The sequence below is a fragment of the Aquirufa sp. OSTEICH-129A genome, assembly GCF_054558355.1.
The window spans coordinates 76573-100295 of the sequence record NZ_JBPXKC010000007.1; the positions used below are offsets into that span (position 1 = coordinate 76573).

15 protein-coding genes are annotated in these 23723 nt (G+C 38.5%); 4 read left to right on the plus strand and 11 right to left on the minus strand.

Annotated features, from left to right (window positions below):
- Window positions 1-246: 246 nt before the first annotated feature.
- The 7 genes from SKC36_RS12120 to rpsA form a co-directional block, all read right to left on the minus strand.
- Window positions 247-3615, minus strand: a complete 3369-nt coding sequence (locus SKC36_RS12120) for an efflux RND transporter permease subunit (protein ID WP_459466067.1) — start codon at window positions 3613-3615, stop codon at window positions 247-249.
- Window positions 3616-3690: 75 nt separating this feature from the next.
- Window positions 3691-4803, minus strand: a complete 1113-nt coding sequence (locus SKC36_RS12125) for an efflux RND transporter periplasmic adaptor subunit (protein WP_459466050.1) — start codon at window positions 4801-4803, stop codon at window positions 3691-3693.
- Between the two features lie 21 nt (window positions 4804-4824).
- Window positions 4825-6165 carry a TolC family protein gene (locus SKC36_RS12130; RefSeq protein WP_459466051.1) on the minus strand — a complete coding sequence of 447 codons (1341 nt, stop codon included), beginning with the start codon at window positions 6163-6165 and terminating at the stop codon, window positions 4825-4827.
- A 1-nt stretch (window position 6166) separates the two neighbouring features.
- Window positions 6167-6766 (minus strand): TetR/AcrR family transcriptional regulator, encoded by a 600-nt coding sequence (locus tag SKC36_RS12135; RefSeq protein WP_459466052.1) that lies wholly within the window; start codon window positions 6764-6766, stop codon window positions 6167-6169.
- A 116-nt stretch (window positions 6767-6882) separates the two neighbouring features.
- On the minus strand, window positions 6883-7392 hold the full coding sequence (locus tag SKC36_RS12140) for a cupin domain-containing protein (protein WP_459466053.1): 510 nt from the start codon (window positions 7390-7392) through the stop codon (window positions 6883-6885).
- Between the two features lie 78 nt (window positions 7393-7470).
- Entirely contained in the window at window positions 7471-8904 is a 1434-nt protein-coding gene (locus SKC36_RS12145; protein ID WP_459454965.1) for a Gfo/Idh/MocA family protein, read from the minus strand.
- Between the two features lie 240 nt (window positions 8905-9144).
- Complete coding sequence (rpsA, locus tag SKC36_RS12150) at window positions 9145-10977, minus strand: 30S ribosomal protein S1 (RefSeq protein WP_459454966.1); 1833 nt, start codon at window positions 10975-10977, stop codon at window positions 9145-9147.
- 147 nt (window positions 10978-11124) lie between these two features.
- Here rpsA and SKC36_RS12155 point away from each other — a divergent pair, with 147 nt between their 5' ends.
- Window positions 11125-12273, plus strand: a complete 1149-nt coding sequence (locus SKC36_RS12155) for an aldose epimerase family protein (protein WP_459466054.1) — start codon at window positions 11125-11127, stop codon at window positions 12271-12273.
- A 50-nt stretch (window positions 12274-12323) separates the two neighbouring features.
- Here the strand turns inward: SKC36_RS12155 and mazG are convergent, their stop codons facing one another.
- Window positions 12324-13124, minus strand: a complete 801-nt coding sequence (mazG, locus tag SKC36_RS12160; RefSeq protein WP_459466055.1) for a nucleoside triphosphate pyrophosphohydrolase — start codon at window positions 13122-13124, stop codon at window positions 12324-12326.
- A gap of 271 nt (window positions 13125-13395) precedes the next feature.
- A complete protein-coding gene (locus tag SKC36_RS12165) occupies window positions 13396-14259 on the minus strand; it encodes a glycoside hydrolase family 16 protein (RefSeq protein ID WP_459454969.1) in 864 nt (287 codons plus the stop codon).
- 78 nt (window positions 14260-14337) lie between these two features.
- Here SKC36_RS12165 and uvrB point away from each other — a divergent pair, with 78 nt between their 5' ends.
- Window positions 14338-16362, plus strand: coding sequence for an excinuclease ABC subunit UvrB (gene uvrB / locus SKC36_RS12170; RefSeq protein WP_459454970.1), 2025 nt, complete (start codon window positions 14338-14340; stop codon window positions 16360-16362).
- A gap of 76 nt (window positions 16363-16438) precedes the next feature.
- Here the strand turns inward: uvrB and pdhA are convergent, their stop codons facing one another.
- On the minus strand, window positions 16439-17449 hold the full coding sequence (gene pdhA / locus SKC36_RS12175) for a pyruvate dehydrogenase (acetyl-transferring) E1 component subunit alpha (RefSeq protein WP_459466056.1): 1011 nt from the start codon (window positions 17447-17449) through the stop codon (window positions 16439-16441).
- Between the two features lie 180 nt (window positions 17450-17629).
- On the opposite strand from pdhA, the gene recF reads away from it, so the two are divergent.
- Entirely contained in the window at window positions 17630-18733 is a 1104-nt protein-coding gene (gene recF, locus SKC36_RS12180) for a DNA replication/repair protein RecF (protein ID WP_459454972.1), read from the plus strand.
- Here recF and SKC36_RS12185 read toward each other — a convergent pair.
- The gene (locus tag SKC36_RS12185) at window positions 18728-19912 is read right to left on the minus strand and encodes a glycosyltransferase (RefSeq protein ID WP_459466057.1); all 1185 of its coding nucleotides are present in this window, start codon (window positions 19910-19912) and stop codon (window positions 18728-18730) included. The two genes, recF and SKC36_RS12185, sit on opposite strands and share 6 nt — an antisense overlap.
- A gap of 109 nt (window positions 19913-20021) precedes the next feature.
- On the opposite strand from SKC36_RS12185, the gene SKC36_RS12190 reads away from it, so the two are divergent.
- Complete coding sequence (locus SKC36_RS12190; protein ID WP_459466058.1) at window positions 20022-23672, plus strand: sialate O-acetylesterase; 3651 nt, start codon at window positions 20022-20024, stop codon at window positions 23670-23672.
- Window positions 23673-23723 lie beyond the last annotated feature (51 nt).

The following is a 23723-nucleotide window of genomic DNA, read 5'->3' on the forward strand; positions in this document are numbered from 1 at the left end:
ATTAATTTGATTATTTATGCGGATGTACCAAGCCTTAACGCTGGCAAGGTTCAAAACCTTGACAGCGTTGCGTTTTAACGATTAAATTTTCAAATATATTGTCCAGCAAATTGATAATCATTTAGCGTAAAAAAACCATGAGTATTGAGTCAAATGTCCTATTTCTAGGAGTTTCCAGCTATACAAAAAGACCTCGGACAGCGCCCGAGGTCTTTCGTTTAATCCCCAAAATATAAAATAAGTGTACTATGCTGTTTTACGGATTTTTTGCTTGATACGTTCCGACAAATAATACATACAGGGAACGATAATCAAGGTCAAAGCCGTTGAAAATGTTAATCCAAAAATGATGGTCCAAGCTAAAATCCCCCAGAATACGGCTGAATCAGACCCAAAGAAAATGTGTGGGTTCAATTCTGTAAACATAGCGGCAAAGTCAATACTCAAACCTAATGCCAAAGGAATCAAACCAAGTACGGCAGCCGATGCTGTTAATAACACTGGCGTTAATCGAATTCCCCCTCCTTCAATGATGGCTTCTTTTAAATCATAACCACGCTTGAAACGAAGTTCTTCGATAAACTCAATTAACAAAATACCATTTTTCACCACGATACCTGCTAGAGCAATCACTCCCACACCTGACATCAATACAGAGAAAGTCATGCCAAAAGCTAAGAATCCTAAAATTACTCCCACCAATGAAAGCAAAATAGTGGCGAAAATAATGACAGGTTTTATCGCAGAGTTAAATTGAGTTACTAAAATTAAGTAGATCAAAATCAAGGCAGAAATAAAGGCAATTCCTAAGAATGCACCTGTTTCTTGCTGCTGCTCTTGTTCTCCTCCCATTTTAATTTTATATCCCTGAGGCAATTCCATCGTTTCAAATAAACCATTCAATTCCGCCACAATCTCGTTCGCATTATATCCTTCAATCACATCAGATCCCAGTGTGACAACACGCTCTTGATTTTTACGGTTAATCTGGCTAAAAGAAGAGGCATAACGAATATCAGCCACCGAGCTTAAAGGAACTTGACGAAGCATACCTCCAGAATTCATATCACGGTAGGTAATATTCATTGAAAGTAATTTTTCAATCTGATTTCTAGAATTACCTTTTAAACGCAATTGAATAGGATACTCATCTTTAACATCACGGTATTTAGATATTTCAACGCCAAATAAGGCGCCACGTATGGCCATAGCTACTTGAGCTGAAGAAATTCCTTCCCGACTAGCCTTCTCGCGATTGACATCCACGATAATTTCGGGCTTATTTGTCACCAAATCCGATTTCAATTCTTGGATACCTTGGATACCCGCCTTTTGAATTGAATTCAATACTTTTTTCTCCAAATCCAACAACACACCGAAATCATCACCGGAAATTTCGATCGAGATTGGCTTACCAGTAGGTGGTCCATTTCTTTCACGCTCGATAGCCATCTCAACACCTGGAATTGGACTAGACTTAAACGAATTTTGTAATTTGGTCAATAAATCTTGTGTCGATAAGCCTCCTCGCATTTGAACTTTCTCAAAGGCAATCGTCACCTTACTTTTATGCGGAGTAGCACTACGATCTGGATTCATTGGATCGCCTGCGTTCTTTCCTACGTTGGAAATAACCGAATTGACAATACCCATGGCTTTTTCTTTTTTCAAGAAAGTAAACACGCGCCCTTCGATGACCTTGGTCATGGAATCCGTCACAACGGCATCTGTTCCAATAGGCATTTTGGCATAGATATAAACATAATCCGGATCTCCAGAAGGGAAGAATATCACTTTTGGTTTAACGATTCCAAATAAAACGAAAGAGAAAACCAATAGTCCGAAAGAGGCCAAGACGGCATAAACCGGTCTGCGACCTTCCAATACCCATGAAATAACCCGACGGTATGCATTTTTAAACGCTGGTAAGGTTTTATCTTGGAATGGAACAATCCATTTAGGCGTAACCACAAAGTGATTAAAGACATAAATGATGATGGCAAAAAGGAAGAAATTACCAAAGCCAAAATGACCTAATTGAAAACCTATCAAATATCCTCCTAAGGTAAGACTCAATAAAATCACGACCGTTTTACGTATATCAGAGAATTTAGGATTCTTGACATCATTCACCTCTTCATCATGACGTTTCATGAATGACATGGCAAAAACAGGATTCATCACATAGGCAACGAATAAAGAAGCAAACAAGGTGATAATCAAGGTGATTGGCAAGAATTTCATGAATTCCCCAACAATACCAGGCCAAAATAATAAAGGTAAAAAAGGCGAGATGGTCGTTAGGGTTCCTGATAATACCGGAACAAATACTTCAGAAGCTGCTAATTTAACCGCTTCTACAATGGTCAACTTTTTGAAGTTATTAAATAAACGGTGGGCATTTTCTATAACCACAATTGCATCGTCCACCACAATACCTAAACTAAGTAAAAAAGCAAATAACACAATGGTGTTCAAGGTGAAGTCGAAACTCGGCATGAACAAGAATGTCAATAAAGCCGATAAAGGCACAGATAATCCTACAAAAGCAGCATCACGAACACCCATAAAGAACATCAATACAATCACCACAAAAACGAAACCAAGAATAACTGTATTAATTAAATCAGCAATATCTCCACGGGTTCTTTCCGACTGATCCGCTGTAATAGACACGGTCAAACCACTTGGGAAACGTGTTTCTTTATATTCATCAATGGTTTTTTCAATTCTATCAGCTGCATCAATTAAGTTGGAACCAGCCCTCTTGATAACGTTTAGGGTAATTACCGACTTATTATTTAAACGAGCAAAATCTTGTTTTTCCTCAAAACTATCTTGTACATCCGCTACGTCTTTTAGTCTCACTACCGCACCTGTACTAGAGCGAATGATGATATTAGACAATTGCTCCATGCTTTTAAATTCTCCAGTTACTCGCAAGGCCCGTCTAACACCATTGACAGGAAGTTCCCCACCTGATATGTTCACGTTTTCCCCTTGCACAACGGATTGAATGTCGTAAAAGGTTAAACCATAGCTTTGCATTTTCGCCAGATCCAAGTTTATTTGAATCTCACGCTTGAGAGCACCAATGATGTCCACCCGATTAATTTCAGGCATTCCTTCGATTTCATCCTGCAAGTCTTCGGCATATTTCTTCAATTTATCCAATGGGTAATCCCCGGCAATATTGATGTTCATGATGGGGAACTCCGAAAAGTTCACTTCCGCTACCGAAGGTTGTCTTGTTAGATCCTTAGGTAAGTCCGTGACAGACTTATCTACCGCATCCTGTACACGTTGTTTGGCCACTGGAACTGTTACATCGGTATTAAACTCAACGATGATCACAGAAACGTCTTGCAAGGCATTCGACTTCACACTTTTTACCCCAGTAATAGCTTTTAACTGCTTTTCAATGGGCTTGTTAATTACATTTTCAATGTCTGTTGGCGTAGTACCAGCATAGACTGTTTGAATGACCATTTGTGGAACGACAATATCCGGGAATTGCTCCTTCGGCAATTGCTTGTAGATACCCATACCCGCCACAAAAATGATGAAGGTAAAGATGTATATGGTGGTACGATTTTGCCCCAACCAATCTATCATGTGATAGATAAGTCCTTTTCCTTCGGGCAGTTGCTCGTTTTTTATATTTTTTTCCATGTTGTGGATTCTTTCAGATTAGAATGAAATGGCTTGACCGTCAACTAAGTCTTGGTATCCTTGGGTAATCACTTGATCTCCCACTTTAATACCCGAAGTAATCTCGGCTTGACCATTGTAAGATAAGCCAATGGTTACTTGACGAGCACGGGCCACTTTCTTGCCAGCTTCGTCTACTGCTACATAAATCAAATTCCCTTTTTCAGTTTTTTGAATTAGGTTCTCATCCAATACAATGGCATTCGCTTTGGAAACATCATTGATATTGATAACAGCTAATTGATTTGGCTTTAACTCATTGCCTACATTTGGTATACGAGCCTCGATATCAAACGTACGAGACAAAGGATTTACCAATTGGGAAACCAAGGTAATTTTTGCTTTCAGCTCCTTGTTGATATCTGGGAATTTAATCACGATTGGATCGCCAACTTTAACAGAACCAACATAGGTATCCGAAATCTTAGCCGCTACTTTTAAGTTTCCTAAATTCACAATCTGAACGATGGGTAAACCTGGAGAAGCCATTTCACCAGCTTTTTGACGAACAATTTCTATCGTTCCAGAAATAGGCGCAATGACTTTCGACATGGCCAATTGAGCTTGTAAGGTAACCAAACGTTTTTCTAAGGATTCTTTGTTTGACTTAGCACTCAAATACTGTACTTCTGTACCAATTTGTTGATCCCAAAGTGACTTTTGCTTATCAAAAAGGATTTTGGCTAAAGACAATTGGTGTTTCACTTCTTCCATTGACTCCTTTAAAATATTATTATCAAGCGTTGCAATCAATTGTCCTTTTTTAATCGCTTGACCTGCAACAACCGGCAAAGTAAGGATGGCTCCAGCAGTTTGCGGGCTAACTAAAACCGTATTTTCAGCTAATACGGATCCTTGAGCTTCTACAAAGTGGTTGAAATTTTGAGCCTGGATTGGACTTACCCCAACAGCCACTACTTTTTCAGCAGCTTTAGGATTTTCCTTTCCAATCTCTTTTTCGATAGCAGTAATTTTTGCATTAATTTCTTGAGCTTGCTTTTTCAAATCAGCTAACTCTTGTTTTTTATCTACTGACTTGGTGCAAGCTGCAACAAGCAATACGGCGGCTAATAATATGGTAAGATTTTTCATGAGATGTTTGTTAAAATCGTGTTATTCTGAGTATAGGGTACCGTTGGCCTTTTCTAATTCCACCTTGGCAATCAAGGCATTATAAAGGGAGGTGAAATAATTTGCTTGAGATTCTTTGATGGAAGTTTCTGCATTTAATACTTCCAAGTTAGACCCCACACCTTGCTGGTATTTCACGCGAGTCACTCTGGAAATTTCATTGGCTAAATCCAAATTAGCCTTTTGCTCCTTCAATGATTCCAATGAGTTTTTCAAGGTAATTAAAGATTGGCTGCGTTGTAAGTCAATGGAAGATTTCACTAAATCATAGCTTTGACGAACCTTTTGAAGGTTATTTTGCGATTGAATGGTTTTATATTTCTTCGAGAAACCATCAAATATGGGAATCTGAAGTGAAAAACCTAAAGTCGAATTATCAAACCAAGATTGACTAACCAAATCACTAAAAGTTTTACGTCCATTGGTAAAACCATAATTGAGGTTGAACAATAATCGAGGAAGATAACCGGCTTTCTGACTACGCACATCAAGCTCAGCTAATCCTTCTTGGGTTTTAAGAATCGAATACTCAATGCGGTTGCCATAATTAAAGGGCAAATTTTCATCAATGGCATTGAATTTTAAGTCTACTTGCTCCAAAGTCAAGGATAATCGAATAGGCTCATCCATAGGATAACCCATTTGGAATTTCAATAAAGAATATCCCAAATCTTGAATACGAATCACATTTTCCAATTCTGTTTTCAAGTTATTGGACTGAACTTCTAATCGCTGCACATCAATTTTTTCAACAAATCCCTGCTTATTCAAAGCTCTTGTTTCTTTCAATAATGAATCCAAGCGGCCCACATTGGCTTGTAAGATCTGTAAGCGTTTCTCGTTAACCAGAATACCGTAATAAGCTTTCATTACGCCTTCGGCAACTTGTTGCTTAGTCTGAAGTAAATTTTTTGTAGACAACTCCTTATAAACCTCAGAAGCTTTTAGACCTAATAAATAGGTTCCGTCAAAAACCAATTGACTTAGGCCGACATTAGCCATGGCTGAGTTCTTAACACCAAATTCAGCCGCAATGATTTCTCCTTCTGCTGCAGCAGGATTAAAGGTTTTGGCAGGAATAAACATTCTTTGAATGATCAAGTTATTGGTGTAATTCACCCCAGCATTAACTTGAGGTAATCCTATAGCCTTGATTTCATTAATTTTGGCACTTGCATTCTGCAAATCCAAATGGCTATTTTTTACTTGAACATGATGGTTGATAGCATAATCAACAGCCTCTTTTAGACTGAAACTTTGTGCCAATCCCGACCATGACAAGAAACAAAATAGCCCGATAAAATTGAGTTTTTGGCGAATCATGTTAGTTGTTATTTTGGTAAGATAAGTAGAGAGATAGACCTTTTTCTGTGAGAATGCCTCGCATAAAATGATCTAGTAAAATTTGTTGTGTATCAAAAAATGAAAGTTTACTATGGGAATAAAAATTAGGATCAAAGGATAAATCCACTTCTCCCATACGTAGTCGAGCTATTAATTCCACTTCCAATTCAGGGCGAAAATAGCCCTGCTCAATTCCCGTTCTTAAATCCACTTGGAGGGTATTCAAAATACAATCTTCCTTATACTTGGAAAATAATTCATACGCTTTCGGAAAATATTTCTTTACCTCATACAATAAACGCGGGTTCATTTCAGATAAAGTAGACTTCATAATTTCCAAGGATTGCAAGGTTTTATGAATCACATCCTTGGAGGTTTTATCCAACTCTTCCCATTTAGATAAGTCATTTTGAATGAATGATTCCAATACCTGGTATACCATGGCATCTTTATCTGGAAAATGTTGATAAATCGTTTTTTTAGAAATGCCCAATTCTGAAGCAATTGTATCCATCGTTACGGATCTTACCCCGTATCGGAAGTACAATTCTGCCCCCTTTTCAAGTATTCTACATTTCATGCTCTAAAATTAATTTAAATTCGAGAGCGTAAAACTAAGGAAACTTTTAAGTACTACAAAGTTTTTTGTATTATTTTTAGATTATCGGCTTGAAGAAATGATGAATGGTAATGGAATTAGCGACCAAAATCATCCTGTAAACGAACGATATCAGATTCATCGGATGGATGCTCCAAATCAGTATGTTGCCAAATTTCTGCTACTAAGCCCCATTGATCCAAACCAATAAGGCGATGTCTTTGCCCTTTGGGTAATTCAATGACATCCTGTTCTTGATAAATCCCATAATCACCTTGTACATCCGTGCAAGAAATGGCAACGCCGATAGGTCCACGAACAACTGTCCATATTTCAGCGCGTCGGAAGTGATATTGCCAAGAAAGTCGCTGATGTGGGGCCACTACTAAGAATTTGGGGCTGAGCTTCTGGGTGATTTGAATATCATCCAGGCTTAATTGAGGGAAATACTGAGATACAAATTTTGCCACTTGGCTTTCATCCAGAACAAAAAATCCACCCCAGGGTCTAGTGAAATCTTGATCGATGATGTGGAATCCTGCCTTTTCAATATAGGCTTGGACTTCTTGAAGAATAGCTGCTTTAGGCAAATTTGAGTCAAAATGCATACGTAGAAATTAATTAGGCAAAAATAGAAAAAGGACGGGTAAATCCCCGTCCTTTCATTATTTACCTGGTAAAAGATATTACAAAGTCCAGCCTGCGCGGTATTCTCTTCTAACAAATTGGTTAGCAGGGTCAAAATTGGTAATACGCATATTCGTTGCATCCCAATTTAACTTTTGACGGCCAATGTACTTGGCAGTACGACCTTCTCCTTCACGTAACATATAGGAACGAATAGCTAAGTTACCCATCAAAACGGATTCCGTAAATGGACCTGCATAGTCAAACGGAGAACTAACCTCCATTTTTCCAAAACCTGCTTTACAAGCTTCCACCCATTGTGTATTATGGCCACCGTCTCCGCCAACTACCCGTGGTAATTTAGCTTTTGGAAGTTCTTCTGCAGGAACTTGTTTTCCATTTTTGAAAACTTTTGGATACATACCATAAGTTCCACAAGTCATAATACCTTTTGAACCTATCAAAATAACTCCATTTGATCCATCTGGGTCACCAATGGTCTCTGTGGATGGAATTCCATCTGGATGAGGGGCACGTAAACCACCATCATACCAAGTTAAGGTAACAGGTGAAGGATTACGTTTCGTGGCCGCATAATGTAGCGTAACCATGGATGATGGAGGACATCCTTCAGGAATCCACTCAGGTACCCAATCATTCAAAAATACGGATCCAACAGAACATTCCACGTCAATAGCGTCTCGGATACCCAATACTTTAAACGGAGGATCTAAAAGGTGACAACCCATATCTCCTAAAGCACCTGTACCATAGTCCCACCAACCTCTCCATTTAAATGGCAATAAGGCAGGATTATACTCTCTATATTTAGCTGGTCCCAACCATAAATCCCAATCTAATTCTTTAGGTACTTCAAAGCCTGCAGAAGGGTATTTAATCCCTTGTGGCCAAACAGGACGGTTTGTCCACACTTGTACCGTATGAACTTTACCAATAACACCACCGTCAAACCATTCGATCATAGTTCTAACACCATCTCCTGAAGAGCCTTGATTTCCCATTTGAGTAACCACTTGCATTTCACGAGCTTTTTCAGCGATCACACGAGCCTCATAAATGTCATGAGCCAAAGGCTTTTGAACATATACGTGTTTCTTACGACGCATAGCCTCCATGGCGATGGTTGCGTGGGTATGGTCAGGAGTAGACACGATGACTGCGTCTACATTGTTTCCTTCTTTGTCTAAAGCAGCACGAAAGTCTTTATAAAAATTTGCTTTAGGTAAGTCTTTCTTAATTCTAGCTACTTGGCGGTCATCTACATCCACAACCGCTACAATATTTTCAGCTCCTTTATTATAGGAATTCATGATATCACTATACCCTTTTCCTCCTCCACCAATACCCATGATATTTAATTTATCAGAAGGGGCTTGATATCCTTTTCCAAGTACATGGCGAGGGACAATGTAAAACGAGGCAGCTGCGACGGAGGCATTTTTAATAAAATCTCGCCTTGAATGATTACTCATAGTATTTGCTAGTTTTAAAAGGTTATTACTTTTCAAAGATTTGTCAACGTTGACAACGTTGACAAATCTACATTTATCTTAGTAAAATTGTCAAAAAATCTTCAAATGACAAATCTATTTCTTGATATTTTACCAATGGCGAATTATGAATCAAGTAATTAATATTTGCCCATCAAAACCGATAAGACATAAAAAAAGGGGCTTGCTCTCGCAAACCCCTTCCAGCAAACCTTAATTTACTTATTCAGCTTTCTTGGATTTTTTCTCCAATTTTTTGATCGCTTGAGCACGCTCAGCACCTTCCATCTGCTCTTTCAAGGCAGATAAAGCTCCGATATCACCCATCGTTGATTTTTCTGCTGTTACCGTTGTCTTCTCAGAAGACTTAGCGGCTGCCTTTTTCTTTTCAGGCTTAGCAGCTGCTGCGGTTTCCTCTGCAGTTGGTGCAGTGAAAGTACGTGTGTGAGAAAGAATAATCTTACGATCATCTTTTTGGAATTCAGTTACAATGAAATCCAAAGCCTCACCCACTTCCGCTACTGAATCATCTGATTTAGTCAATTGCTTCAATGGAGCTAATCCTTCGATACCGTATGGCAATTCTAACACAGCCATTTTATCATTTTTCGAGATGATAGTAGCTTTGTGAGAAGAACCTACTGTAAATACACTTTCAAATGTATCCCAAGGATTCTCTTCTAATTGTTTGTGTCCAAGAGCCAAACGACGGTTATCAGCATCTAATTCGATTACGATAACATCTAATGAATCTCCAACTTTTACAAACTCAGATGGATGTTTGATTTTCTTAGTCCAAGATAAGTCTGATACGTGAACAAGACCATCGATACCTTCTTCTAACTCAAGGAATAAACCAAAGTTAGTTAAGTTGCGAACAGTTCCTTTGTGCTTTGTACCTACTGCATATTTAGACAACAAGTCAGTTTTAGTCCAAGGATCTTCTGTCAATTGCTTAATACCTAAAGACATCTTGCGCTCAGCACGATCTAATGTTAACACAACGGCTTCCATTTCATCACCTACCTTCAAGAAATCTTGTGGATTACGTAAGTGCTGAGACCATGACATTTCTGACACGTGGATTAACCCTTCAACACCTGGTAAAACCTCTAAGAATGCACCGTAATCTGCTACGTTAACAATCTTACCTTTTACCTTAGATCCTACTTCTACGTCAGCCGCTAAAGCTTCCCAAGGATGAGCTTGTAATTGCTTCATACCTAAAGAAATACGCTTCTTGTTTTCGTCGAAATCTAATACTACAACTTGGATCTTCTGATCTAATTTCAACACCTCTTGTGGGTGGTTGATACGACCCCATGAGATATCTGTAATGTGCAATAAACCATCTACACCACCTAAGTCGATGAACACACCGAAATTAGTCATGTTTTTGATCACACCTTCTAATACTTGACCTTTGTCTAAGTTGTTCAAGATCAACTGACGTTGCTCCTCTAGATCTTTCTCAATCAATACCTTATGAGAAACAACTACGTTATCATTTGTATGGTTAATCTTAACTACTTTAACCTCCATGTTCTTTCCAACAAAAATGTCGAAATCACGGATTGGCTTAACATCAATTTGAGAACCTGGCAAGAATGCCTCGATTCCAAAAATATCTACGATCAAACCACCTTTAGTACGACGCTTAACGAAACCATTGATAATGGTATCTTCTTCTAAAGCACGCTCAATATTGATCCATGCTCCCATTACTTTCGCAAGCTTACGAGAAAGAATCAATTGGCCGTTTGAATCTTCTTGGTTTTCAATATACACTTCTACCTCGTCACCTGCCTTTAAATCAGGCATATCACGAAACTCTGAAGCAGATACCAAACCGTCAGATTTGAATCCAATGTTTACAATAACTTCACGGTCAGTTTTGCTCACTACAATACCTTTCACCACTTCCTTCTCTGTAACCGAATTCAAAGTAGCCTCAATGGCTGCTTCCATTTGTTTCTTTTGCTCAGCAGTGTAATTACCGCCGAAACCTTTACCATCGATCTGATCCCAGTCGAAATCTTTTTGTTTATTAGACATAATTTTTGCCCTTGCTACATCAACATGCTGGGCTAACATGCTGAAATTTAGATTAATAATTAATTTTTAAATGGGGTGCAAAGATAAATAAAATAATTTCAAATTCAACTGAATTCCTTAAATTAGAAGCCTCAAGACCATGACAACATGAAAAAAATCGCCATTTGGCTACCAATTGCCTTCCTTTGTACTCAAATTTTATCAATTTCTTTATTAGCAAAACCTATTCAAGGCCCTATGTCCCTTACATCCAAACCATTTGGCAAAACCCAAGCCGGAGAACCTGTTACTTTATATACCCTGAAAAACAAATCTGGCATGGAAGTTCAGATTATGAACTACGGTGGTATTATTACCAAAATTTTATGCCCAGATAAAAACAACAAAATTGAAGATGTTGTATTGGGCTATGAAACTCTTCAAGAATACGAAAAAGGATCCCCATATTTTGGGGCCATCATCGGAAGATATGGCAACCGCATTGCCAAAGGTAAATTTAGTTTAGACGGCAAAACCTATGAATTGTATACCCAAAATATGGGAAACCACCTGCATGGTGGCAAAGTAGGCTTTGATAAAGTTGTCTGGAAAGTCTTAGCCGCAGAAGGTGACGACAATGGATCCAAATTAGTATTATCCTACCTATCAAAAGATGGTGAAGAAGGTTATCCTGGTAATCTACAAGTTCAAGTAACCTACACGCTGAGCCCTTCTAATGAATTGGGCATTGAATATAAAGCCACGACTGACAAGGCAACCGTACTTAACTTAAGCAATCATACCTATTTTAACTTGTCAGGAAATGCCAAAAGGGATATTACTGGACATCAAGTTCAACTAAATGCCAATAAATTAGTAGCTGTCGATGAAACCTTGATCCCTACAGGTGAGCTCATTGATGTAAAAGGTGGAGCATTTGATTTTATTCAACCACACTTGATTTCAGAGCGAGTTGACGCAGATGATATTCAAATCAAACGGGGTGGCGGATATGACCACTGTGTCGTTTTTGATAAAGCTCCAGGAGTTTTTGCCAAAGTTGGTAAGGTTGTTGATCCAGTATCAGGAAGAAGTGTAGAATTATCAACTTCTGAACCAGCTACCCAGTTTTATACCGGTAACTTTTTAAATGGCACCTACTCTGGCAAATACGGGGTTAGTTATACCAAAAGAATGGGATTTTGCCTAGAAACGGAACATTTCCCAGATTCCCCTAACCACCCAAGTTTCCCTAGCACCGTATTACGTCCGGGTGAAACATATTCGAGTAAAACAGTTTATCAGTTTGCTCATTAAAAAATAACCTTAATGTCAAATTTACCCTGTAACTTAACGCTGTCAAGGTTTTAAACCTTGCCAGCGTTGCTTTTTTTAGCCTCCTCCCAATATACATCCATCTCCGCTAAAGTCATTTCAGAGAGAATTTTCCCCGCTTCTTTTGCTTTCTTTTCCAAGTACTTAAATCGATAAATGAATTTACGATTGGTTCGCTCAACAGCCGTTTCTGGATTAATATCAATAAAGCGAGCAAAATTAACTAAACTGAAAATCAAATCACCCAATTCCCCTTCTGCCATCTCTTTTTCTTCATCAGATAGCTTCTTGCCTACAAATGTCTCCTTAAATTCTCCTAATTCTTCTTCTACCTTGGCCCAAACCTGCTCTTTTTCTTCCCAATCAAAACCTGCTCCGCGTGCCTTTTCTTGAATTCTCATTGCCTTCACCAATGCAGGCAATGACCCAGGCACTCCTGATAAAACAGATTCGTTCCCCTCTTTGAGTTTTAATGCCTCCCAATTGGCCTTAACTTCTTCCTCTGTATCTGCTTTAGCATCTCCATAAATATGCGGATGTCGTGAAATCAACTTTTCGGCTATGCTATCAAGTACATCTTTAACATTAAAAGCATGGTTTTCTGATCCGATTTTACTGTAAAAAACCAAATGCAAAAAAAGATCTCCAATCTCCTTTTTAACCTCCATTTGATCGCCATCTAAGATAGCATCTGATAATTCATAGGTTTCTTCAATGGTCAGATGACGTAAAGAATCCATGGTTTGCTTCTTATCCCATGGGCATTTTTCCCTTAAATCATCCATGATACATAAAAGTCTGTCAAATGCTTCTGCAGCCTCAGGATATCTCATAGTATTGTTGTTTGTAAGCAAATATTCCAAAATAATCAATCAATTTAAGCTGGTAAACCTAAATCATCTACTCCCATAAAATCTTTACCGTTTCCGTCAAAGGCAATAACAGCAATAAACACCTCTTGCATTGAATGCTTTGTTAAGTCGAAAAAATGCTACATGATTAATATCAATTACTTGATTAAAATGATGCAATTATTTTGAAGAAAAAAACGTTGTAGCCTTAACGCTGTCAAGGTTTAGAACCTTGCCAGCGTTGAGAAAAAATTTAATTATTTAACCCATACACCCGCACATAATCAACCAGCATCTTTGCTGGGAAAATAGCATCATCTACCCCTTTTTGTCCTCCCCAATTTCCCCCAACAGCTATATTTAAAAGTAAATGTTGCTTTTTATCAAATGGCCACTCTTCCCACCCTTTGCTGGTGTTTTGAAAGGTAAAATATAACTTACCATCAATAAAGGCCTTGATGTAGTCTGGAGTCCAATCGATTCGATATTCGTGAAATGATTGATCAAAATCTGACACCAGTTGCGTAGCCGCTTTTTGCGTGTTGATCACATGATTAAAAGCTTTGGTATGCACGGTAGCATGAACCACTCCGGGATCATATCCCACATGCTCCATGATATCTATTTCGCCGTTATCTGGCCAATAAGTACTGCCATATTCCGATTGACTGGCTAAAGTCCAAATAGCGGGCCAAGTTCCTCGACCCGAGGGCAATTTGGCTCTTACTTCAATGCGACCATATAAAAAATCTTTTTTACCCTTTGTCACCAACCTAGCAGATGTAAAATTTCTATTTTCGAAGCTCTCTTTTCTAGCTTCAATAGTTAAATACCCATTTTTCACATAAGCATTGTCCAAATCCGCTTTGGTATAAAACTGAAGTTCATTATTTCCCCAACCTGAACCTCCCACATCATAAGACCAGATTTTTTCGTCAGGCAATCCTGATTGCTCAAATTCATCTGACCAAACCGGGTTTTGAGTAAAACTATACTCTTTGGCCGCTACGCTTTGAATATTTTGAATATTCAAAGGCTCTGGAACATCTGAACCTTGTTTACAGGCTAAAAAAATTAGTAAAATAAGTCCCCCCAATAAGGATATTTGCTTTTTCATTTTTGACTATTTTAATATTAAATTAAGGAGAATCAGCTCAAAATTCCTAATTTGATTCGCGATTTTACCCGCCTACACATGGACTTCCAATTAGTATCTTCTTATCAACCTACGGGTGACCAACCTACTGCTATACAACAGCTGGTAGAAGGGGTTCAAAAAAATGAAGCCGCTCAAACGCTTTTGGGAGTAACCGGCTCTGGTAAAACCTTTACCATTGCCAATGTCATTCAACAAATCAATAGGCCAACGCTTATTTTGAGCCATAATAAAACTTTAGCCGCCCAGTTGTACGGAGAATTTAAATCTTTCTTCCCTGAAAATGCGGTTGAATATTTCATTTCCTATTATGACTATTACCAGCCTGAAGCTTTTATACCTACCACTGGGACTTACATAGAAAAAGATCTTTCTATTAATCAGGAAATAGAAAAACTGAGATTAGCCACCACCTCTTCGCTCATGTCGGGCAGGAGGGATATCATTGTGATTGCTTCGGTTTCCTGCATTTATGGAATGGGAAATCCTGATGAATACCGAAATTCCATATTAAGAATTGGCGTGGGAGAAACCATTTCAAGAAATCAATTCTTATTCCGCTTGGTGGAAATATTATATGCGCGTACCGAAGGTGAATTTTTACGAGGTACTTTTCGCGTAAAAGGAGATACGGTTGACATCTTTTTGGCCTATGCGGACTTCGGTTACCGATTCATCTTTTTTGGGGATGAAATCGAAGAAATCCATCGGATAGACCCATGGACGGGGAAGAAAATTTCTACCGAAAAAATGGTGGCAATATTCCCTGCCAACTTATTTGTCACAGGGAGAGAAACTTTAAACCAAGCCATTTCCTTCATTCAAGCTGATTTAGTTGCCCAAATTAAACACTTTGAATCAGAAGGCCGATTATTAGAGGCAGAGCGTATCAAGCAAAGAACGGAATTTGACCTAGAAATGATGCGGGAATTGGGTTATTGTTCGGGAATTGAGAATTATTCTAGGTACTTTGATCAAAGGAAGGCAGGCCAAAGGCCATTCTGTTTACTTGACTTCTTCCCAGAAGACTTCCTCATGGTAGTAGACGAAAGTCATGCTACCATGCCTCAAATTAGGGCCATGTGGGGTGGCGACCGCTCGCGCAAGGAATCTCTGGTGGAATATGGCTTCAGGCTTCCATCTGCCATGGATAACCGACCACTTACTTTCCAAGAATTCGAGGATATCATTGGGCAAACCATTTTTGTTTCTGCTACTCCCTCCGACTATGAATTACGACGATCTGAAGGTGTAGTTGTGGAACAAATCATTCGTCCAACAGGCCTTCTAGATCCTAAAATTGAGGTTCGTCCAACTAAAAATCAAATTGATGATTTACTGGATGAAATATATGATCGCGTCAAGAAGAAAGAAAGAGTTCTTATTACCACCTTAACCAAAAGAATGGCGGAAGAACTTTCCAAATACTTAGACCGCGTGGGAGTAAAAGGACGGTATATTCACTCGGAAATTAAATCCTTAGAGCGTGTAGAGATATTACGTGAACTCCGACTCGGGGTTTTTGATGTGTTGGTAGGGGTTAATCTCTTGCGAGAGGGTCTAGATTTGCCAGAAGTGTCGCTCGTGGCCATCATGGATGCCGATAAAGAAGGATTCTTGCGTGATATACGATCACTGATTCAAACCATAGGAAGAGCGGCCAGAAATGAAAATGGGAAGGTATTGATGTATGCCGACCGTATCACAGGATCCATGGAAAAAGCCATATCTGAAACAAATCGAAGAAGAGCGATTCAAATGGAATACAATGAAGCACATGGCATTACTCCTAAAACCATTTGGCGTAGCCATGATGAGATTTTGGAACAAACCTCCATTGCAGATCGTATGGCTAAGCCTACTAAAAACTATTTGATTCAACCAGAAGAAAAACTAGCCGCCGCCGATCCATTGTTGGCCTATATGTCGAAAGGCGACTTGGTCAAACAACGCGACAGCATTCGAAAAGAGATGGAAAAGGCCGCCAAAGAGATGGACTTCCCATTGGCTGCTAAATTTAGGGATGAATTATTGGCAGTAGAAAAACTTATTTCCGAAAAGTAAATAATTCATTTTCCTCAGGGACAAAATAAAAAATGCCCGAATTTCTTCGGGCATTCCTTCGATTTATCTTGAACTCTTATTCTTCAATAAAAGGATAATCCTCCTGAACATAAACATCTTTGTAAGCTTCATCTTTCGATGGGAATGGAGAGTTTTCTGCAAATTCCACTGATTCTTGTACTTGAATTTTGATCTTAGCGTCTATCTCGTCCAATTCCGCTTGGGTCATAATATTATTTTCCAAAATGGTCATTTTAACTTGCTCGATTGGATCACGCTCTTTGTAGGCTTCTACCTCTTCCTTAGAACGGTATTTTTGAGGATCTGACATCGAGTGTCCACGATAACGATAGGTTCTAAATTCTAAGAAAGTAGGCCCTTCTCCTGCACGTGCTCTTGCCGCAGCGCGAGAAACTGCCTCATGTACTGCTTCCACGTCCATCGCATCTACTGGCTCAGATGGCATATCATAAGCCTCACCAATGGTGTATAAATCAGTTACATTGGAAGTTCTAGCAACCGAAGTTCCCATGGCATAACCATTGTTCTCTACCACAAAAATTACAGGAATTTTCCAAGTCATCGCAATGTTGAATGTCTCATGCAAAGCACCTTGACGAACCGCACCATCACCAAAATAACAGATAGCTAAGTTTCCTGTTTTATTATATTTCTCAGCAAATCCTAAACCTGCTCCCAAAGGAATCTGTGCACCTACGATACCATGTCCTCCTACAAATCCTACACTCTTGTCAAAGATGTGCATCGATCCACCTTTACCTTTGGATGCTCCCGTGATTTTTCCATATAACTCCGCCATAATAGCGTTAGGTGATGTCCCTAAAGCTAATGGGATACCATGATCACGGTAAGCAGTGATGTATTTATCTCCTTCTTTTAAAGCTGATTTTGAACCAGAAGAACATGCTTCCTGTCCAATGTATAAGTGGCAAAATCCTTTAATTTTTTGCATTCCATACAATTGACCGCACTTCTCTTCAAACTTACGTTGCAACTGCATCGACTCATACCAATAGCGGTAGGTCTCTTTCGAATACTTAGGAGCTTTTGTTTCTTTCTTTGCCATGATTTTATTCAAAAATTCATTTGGTTAGTCGAATGGGGAAATACCCATTGACCGAATCAGCTACGAAATTAAAACAAAAGCATTAAGCTGCCAAAAAATGAATGGATTTAGCCAAAATCAATCCGTAAAATCCATGATTATTCCTTATTTTTACGATTCAAGCCTTATTTCTAAGCCCGCATGTACCTTAAATCATTACAGGTCAAACAATTTAAGTCCTATGCGGAAGCTCAATTTGATTTTATCTCCAACATCAATTGTATCGTAGGTGAAAATGGAATCGGTAAAACCAATCTGTTGGATGCCATACATTTTCTATCCATGACTAAAAGTGCGCGGGGCTTAGGAGATCCTCTTTGTATACAACATGGAGAAGATTATTTCATGATTCAGGGAAATTTTGTTTACAAAAAACAAGATGATACAAAGATCCCAGCCAGTGAAACACAGATAACCTGTGCCTACCAACGAGGGCAGAAGAAGACTTTTCTTCGAGACCAAAAAGCCTACCCTCGTTTGGCTGACCACATAGGTAATTTCCCGGTTGTGCTGATGGATCCGTATGACACCGACTTAATCCGTGAGGGGAGTGAAGAACGTCGACGATTTTTCGATGGAATGATGGCTCAAATGGACCGTGGTTTTTTAGATAATTTACTTCGATACAATCGAATCGTCCAACAAAGAAATACCTTATTAAAACACTTTGCTGAGCGAGGAAGCATAGATCGAATACAGCTCGACAGTTACCATGATCCGATGGTGCAACTTGGAGAAAGTATCGCGCTTGCTCGCGCCGAATTTCTAACTAAATACCTCCCCAATTTTCAATCGCACTATGCCAAATTATCCGATGACCGAGAACAGGTCAACATTCAAATAGAAAACACCTTCCCTTTAGGAGAGCTAGATAATTCATTAAGAAAAGCGGAAGCCCAAGATCTAGCTGCACAAAGAAGTACCTTGGGTATACATCGAGATGATTTTAGCTTTGAAATCAATGGATTTCCCTTGAAAAAATTCGGCTCTCAAGGACAGCAAAAAAGCTTTGTGGTGGCCTTAAAACTTGCTCAATTTGATACTTTGGCACAAGCCCACCCTAGAAAACCGCTCCTATTATTGGATGATATTTTTGATAAGCTGGATGACCGAAGGATTCAACGATTGGTACAAATGATGGCGGAGGATCATTTTGGACAAGTATTCATTACGGATGCTCGACCCGAAAGAACCAAATCACTACTCAAAAACCTTCAAGGCGAAATTAAGTACTTGGCCTTATAAAAATAGGCCTTGGTATAAGGTTTCGGCAAAGGCCTGTTCAGAGTTTTCATGCGCCATTTTTTCCATTTGCTCTTTGGAAAAACCTATGCCTAGATTCAAAAATTGCTCCAACTGCTCAGCTATTTGAACGGGGGATTGGGCATCTACTACAATTCCCAAATGCATGCTTTGAATTAATTTTCCTAGAAGGCCAAAGTTAGTACCCAAAACTACTTTTTGGGAAATACTTGCACGCACCAAGACTGAACTCATTCCCACGTGATTTTGATATAACATCAACACTAAATCGGCTGCTTCAAAACACAACTGAATTTCTTTGCCTTTCAATTCTTGAAAGATGGAAATGACCTCTAGCTCGGGATATTGGGGGAATAGTTCTTCCAAATGTTTTTGATAGGCTGGGCTTATTGCCCCTGCCACCAAGAGACAAATTTGATTTAACTCTTCTTGATTTAAATGTTGGGTCGACTGCAAATATGCTTCTATTCCTTTTCTAGGATCTAGGTAACCGAAAATTAAGCATAGCTTTTTGTTGGCAGGTAATTTCCACTTCTCTTTAAAATCCTCTACGTCAGCCGAACTCAGCTCATAAGCTCTTACTGGATCTGAAATTCTTAAGACTTGAGTTTTTCCAACCCATGGACGAATATGTTTGACAGCCTTATGATCTAAACTAAATAAGACTTTCATGGAAGATCTCCAAGTGGAGAATCGCAACATCCATTTTTTAATCAAGGCACTTTTCCAAGAAGCTTTACGATAGTAAAAATTGGGTCTAAAATAAATTCCTCCCAACTGGAAATGAGCTTTTTTGCCAAACAAAATCCCCAACTGGAAATAATCAAAATACATTAACAAACCATGAGATGCTTGCCAAGCTTCACTTATGTCCACATATAAATTCCATTCAGCTATGGACCTTTTATAGATGGATTGTCCATGCAAGCGCTCAATTGTAGAGGCATCTAAGGGATGAAAATGGATATTATTCCCTAAATCAAAACCCCAATTTTCACGATGATTTTTGAAACTTTGAATAAAGTTTTCTGGAACAATAAGTAAAAGCTCTACATCTGGCTTTTGGCTAAATTGATGAATCAAGTATGCTAGATAATCCGCATGATGACCGTCATCAATGGAGTCAAAAATACTTAATCGATACGTTGTAGAGCTCGCCATAAGGTATCAAAATTAAGAATAAAATGCGTAATTTTACATTTATTGTATCCTTGTGTTAACGCGCCGTCTTTACCTATTTTTCCTTACCCTTGCACTCTTTTTCTTTGAATTGAAACAATCGAGGAGTCAAAGAATAGGAGGTTTTTTATTTGATAAATTACCTCAAGACTATCAATTATATCCCAGAAATCATCAAAACAATGGCCTGATCTCCATTGCTGGTACTTCCGATTCGAATCAATGGACGAATATATCCATTGTAGTAAATAGAAATAAGGATCGGTATTCCTATTCAAAAATCAAATTAAACTTCCAACAAGGTCTAGGTTTTTTCAATACGCAAATCAGCATCAAAGCAGAGTTAGCTGAATACGAAATTCAAATTTACGCCATACAACAACAGGACTCTATTCTAATCGTCAACAGAAAAAACATTGTGGCGGGTGATGTCTTTTTAGTCAGTGGACAGTCCAACTCGTATAATGGGAAAGAGAACAAAAAAGTCTACAAGGGTGAATTTGCCCGGAGTTTTGGAAAATATGCCAACTATACCAATACAGTGCCATATAACCCCTCAGACACTTTGTGGTCTATCTCCAATAGTCCCGCAGATGTAGGTTTATGGGCTTCTCAAATCCAAAAACATATCATAGAGGAACAAAAAATCCCAGTCTGCATCATCAATGGAGGCTCTGGAGGTTCATCCATGGAATATAATCTGGCAAGAGGAGTAGAAAAAGCAGATCTGTCGCAGTCGAGCGGTAGATTGTATTATAAAGTCATGAAAGCAGGCTTATTGAATGCAGCAAAGGCTTTTATCTATCGGCAGGGGGAAAATGATTCCAATGGAAATGCTTTGGGCTGGCTGGAAAACTTTAAAAAGCATGTTGATTTGTTAAAAAAGGAATATCCGAGTATTCAGAAAATTTATTTACCTCAAATCAATGTCGTGGATGGGAATTATGCCATGCAAGGGTATTTGAGAAATGATCAACGCAAAATTCTTCAAGAGAACCACTTCATTCAAGGATTTGCTACGGTGGGTACCCAAGGATACGATGGAATTCACTATACACCAGAAGGTTATTTTCAAAGTGCATGGGAGATGTATCGATTATTGGATCGTGATTTCTACAGTAAAAAAATCAATGCGGCTTATGAAAGTCCAAATCTAAAAAGGGCCTATTTTGGCTCAGCAGATAAAAAATTGATTGTTTTGGAATTTGACGATAAACAAGAAATGGTGGTACAGCAAGACACCACGCTCATGACCAAGCAAGGCCAAAACTTGCTGAGGTCAATCCAAGAGAATTTCTATTTAACGGGTATTTCTTTACCTCAACTCAAATTTCAAGAAATACAAGCAGTCAAGGCTTATGGAAACAAGGTTGTAATACGTTTGGAAAAAGCTCCCTTAGAAGAAGTTATTTCTTACTTACCAAGCTATTTTCCCAAAGACAATTTCAATCAATTTTCTGGACCTTATTTGAAAAACAAAGGAGGTATGCGGGCTTTTAGTTTTGAAAATATTCGAATTGAGCCAATAGAACTTTTCGATACATTAGCCAGTGTGCATACTTTTTATACGATTCCTCAAGACTACCAATTATTTCCCCGAAATAAAAAAACGAATTTAGGAGAAATTACCTTGGCAGGGAATGAAAGAAGTGGCCATTATAAGGCTATTTCAGCAATTTTAAAAACAATTAATGGGATTCAGTCATACCAAAGATTGAATTTGGTTTATCAAAATAATAGAGCGGAATGGACTTTAAAATTGCCCATAAAAGCAGAAAAAGTAAATCATACCTTAGAAATATTTGTCCATAAATCATCCATAGATTCTGTGAAAATTGCCTCTAGAGGGCATCTGGTGGCAGGAGATATCATTCTGGTGAACGGAGGAATTAATGCAAGTGCCTCTTTTAATGAATCGGAAACGGATGAATTTTCCCGGACATTTGGGAGAAATTCCATCCAACATAATGGGGAGGAATACGCTCTGTCAGATACCATTTGGTCCGTCGCTAATTCCGCGGGTTATGCCAATAATGTAGGCCCATTAGCTTATTCTTTACAAAAAAACTTATCCGAATCCCTTCAAATACCCATTGCCCTATTGAATCTTAGCGACCATCACTCCACCACGGAAGGATTATTGAAATCGGCCATGGACCCTTTATCGCTAAGAACAAACTATGGCAAAATGCTCTATCGAATCGAAAAAGCTGGACTAAAGAATCAGGTTAAAGCCTATATTTTCCGACATGGTGAAATCGATTCGGATAAGATAGCTCAGTCGACCATCGCTTCTGTAAATCAGCTAATTCAGGATTTAAAAGATGATTTCCCGGGCTTAGAGAAAATCGTACTTTGTCAAAATGACATTGGCGACCACCCTAGTGAAAATGGCGCTATTTTACGAGAATTTCAAAGGACCATTACCCGAAAATTCCCCATGGTAATCCCTTTCAGTACGCTGGGAACTAAGGGTTTTACAGGTTCCATTTATTCCAAAGAAGGATACCAAAGTAATGGTAGAGAAATTGCCCAACTATTACTTCTGCAAGTCTATCAGCTAGGAAATTCTGATGTTGAAAACGGAGCGCCCAATTTAAAAAAGGTGTACCAATCACGCGCGAATCCAGAAAAATTGACCTTAGAATTTGAAAAAGGGCAAAACATTCAGTTTCCAGGTACCTTCACTCATCCCTCTGGCAAAAAATTGGAAATCAATGAATTTATCAATGTGGATAATTTTGCCTTTCAAATTAAAAAAGCCACAGTCAATGGTCATAAAATTGAATTGGATTTAGTCTCTAATACCCCCAAAAATACGATCTCATATTTACCTTCTTTCGTAAGTAGCAATTACTATTTTTTCCCCTATTTAGGCCCATATATCCAAAATTCTAAAGGGAAAAATGCCTTTTCATTTTACCAAGTTAAGATTCAAAAAGCTCTAAGTGCGCCCAAAATACTAGAAAAGCAGAAAAAATGGGATTTGATTTCCATTCAATGGGAGAATTTACCTCAGGCCTCATCCTACCAACTTCTAAGAAAAAAATCAGGTGAAACTAATTTCCAGGTAATGGGTCAATTTACGCCATCAACGAATTCATTTAGTGAGATTCCAGCAAAGCTCAACACGTCGTATGAATACCAATTGATTGCCCAAAATGATTCCACAGAATCTGATCCAGCCATGATTACCATAAGTGTACCTGACTCGTTAAATAGTATTCCGTTGAGTTTAGTCAAGCAAGAAAAACTAAGTATTCCATTAATCTGGCCTAAAGTCGCTGATGCTAGTAAATATGTCTTATCAAGACAAGGGCCAGGAGAACCTTTTAAGACTATTTATCAAGGAAACGAGATACAATTTGAAGATAAAGAAATTACTGCTGGAATAAGTTATGTGTACAAAATGCAATACTTTACGGAGACAGGAATATCTCAAACTAGTTATTTAAAAGCCAAAACAGAATTAACCTTAGGTACCGAAAATGAAGCTAAAAATGGTATTCGCATTTTCCCTAACCCGAGTAAAAATCAAATGACCTTAGAATTTGGGGAGCATATTTCAGGTCAAGTTTTCCTAGTTAATATGAATGGAATGCACTTAAAACAATGGGGGATTTTTCATCAAAATTCCTTAGAGATTTCTTTGGCAGATTACCCAGAAGGCAGCTATTTCATTCAAATACAAAACGAGCAATGGCCCTCAGATTTAATATATAAAGTTGTACGTATACCTTAGTACAAAAAACTAATAAATAAAAAAAGGGGCTCGATGAGCCCCTTTCTACTA

Bases quoted from the DNA above. Each gene is read 5' to 3' on its own strand.
- SKC36_RS12145 (WP_459454965.1), bottom strand. From the start codon at position 8,904: ATGAGTAATCATTCAAGGCGAGATTTTATTAAAAATGCCTCCGTCGCA.
- SKC36_RS12155 (WP_459466054.1), top strand. From the start codon at position 11,125: ATGAAAAAAATCGCCATTTGGCTACCAATTGCCTTCCTTTGTACTCAA.
- SKC36_RS12185 (WP_459466057.1), bottom strand. From the start codon at position 19,912: ATGGCGAGCTCTACAACGTATCGATTAAGTATTTTTGACTCCATTGAT.
- mazG (WP_459466055.1), bottom strand. From the start codon at position 13,124: ATGAGATATCCTGAGGCTGCAGAAGCATTTGACAGACTTTTATGTATC.
- rpsA (WP_459454966.1), bottom strand. From the start codon at position 10,977: ATGTCTAATAAACAAAAAGATTTCGACTGGGATCAGATCGATGGTAAA.
- SKC36_RS12140 (WP_459466053.1), bottom strand. From the start codon at position 7,392: ATGCATTTTGACTCAAATTTGCCTAAAGCAGCTATTCTTCAAGAAGTC.
- SKC36_RS12135 (WP_459466052.1), bottom strand. From the start codon at position 6,766: ATGAAATGTAGAATACTTGAAAAGGGGGCAGAATTGTACTTCCGATAC.
- recF (WP_459454972.1), top strand. From the start codon at position 17,630: ATGTACCTTAAATCATTACAGGTCAAACAATTTAAGTCCTATGCGGAA.
- SKC36_RS12130 (WP_459466051.1), bottom strand. From the start codon at position 6,165: ATGATTCGCCAAAAACTCAATTTTATCGGGCTATTTTGTTTCTTGTCA.
- SKC36_RS12120 (WP_459466067.1), bottom strand. From the start codon at position 3,615: ATGATAGATTGGTTGGGGCAAAATCGTACCACCATATACATCTTTACC.
- pdhA (WP_459466056.1), bottom strand. From the start codon at position 17,449: ATGGCAAAGAAAGAAACAAAAGCTCCTAAGTATTCGAAAGAGACCTAC.
- SKC36_RS12125 (WP_459466050.1), bottom strand. From the start codon at position 4,803: ATGAAAAATCTTACCATATTATTAGCCGCCGTATTGCTTGTTGCAGCT.
- uvrB (WP_459454970.1), top strand. From the start codon at position 14,338: ATGGACTTCCAATTAGTATCTTCTTATCAACCTACGGGTGACCAACCT.
- SKC36_RS12165 (WP_459454969.1), bottom strand. From the start codon at position 14,259: ATGAAAAAGCAAATATCCTTATTGGGGGGACTTATTTTACTAATTTTT.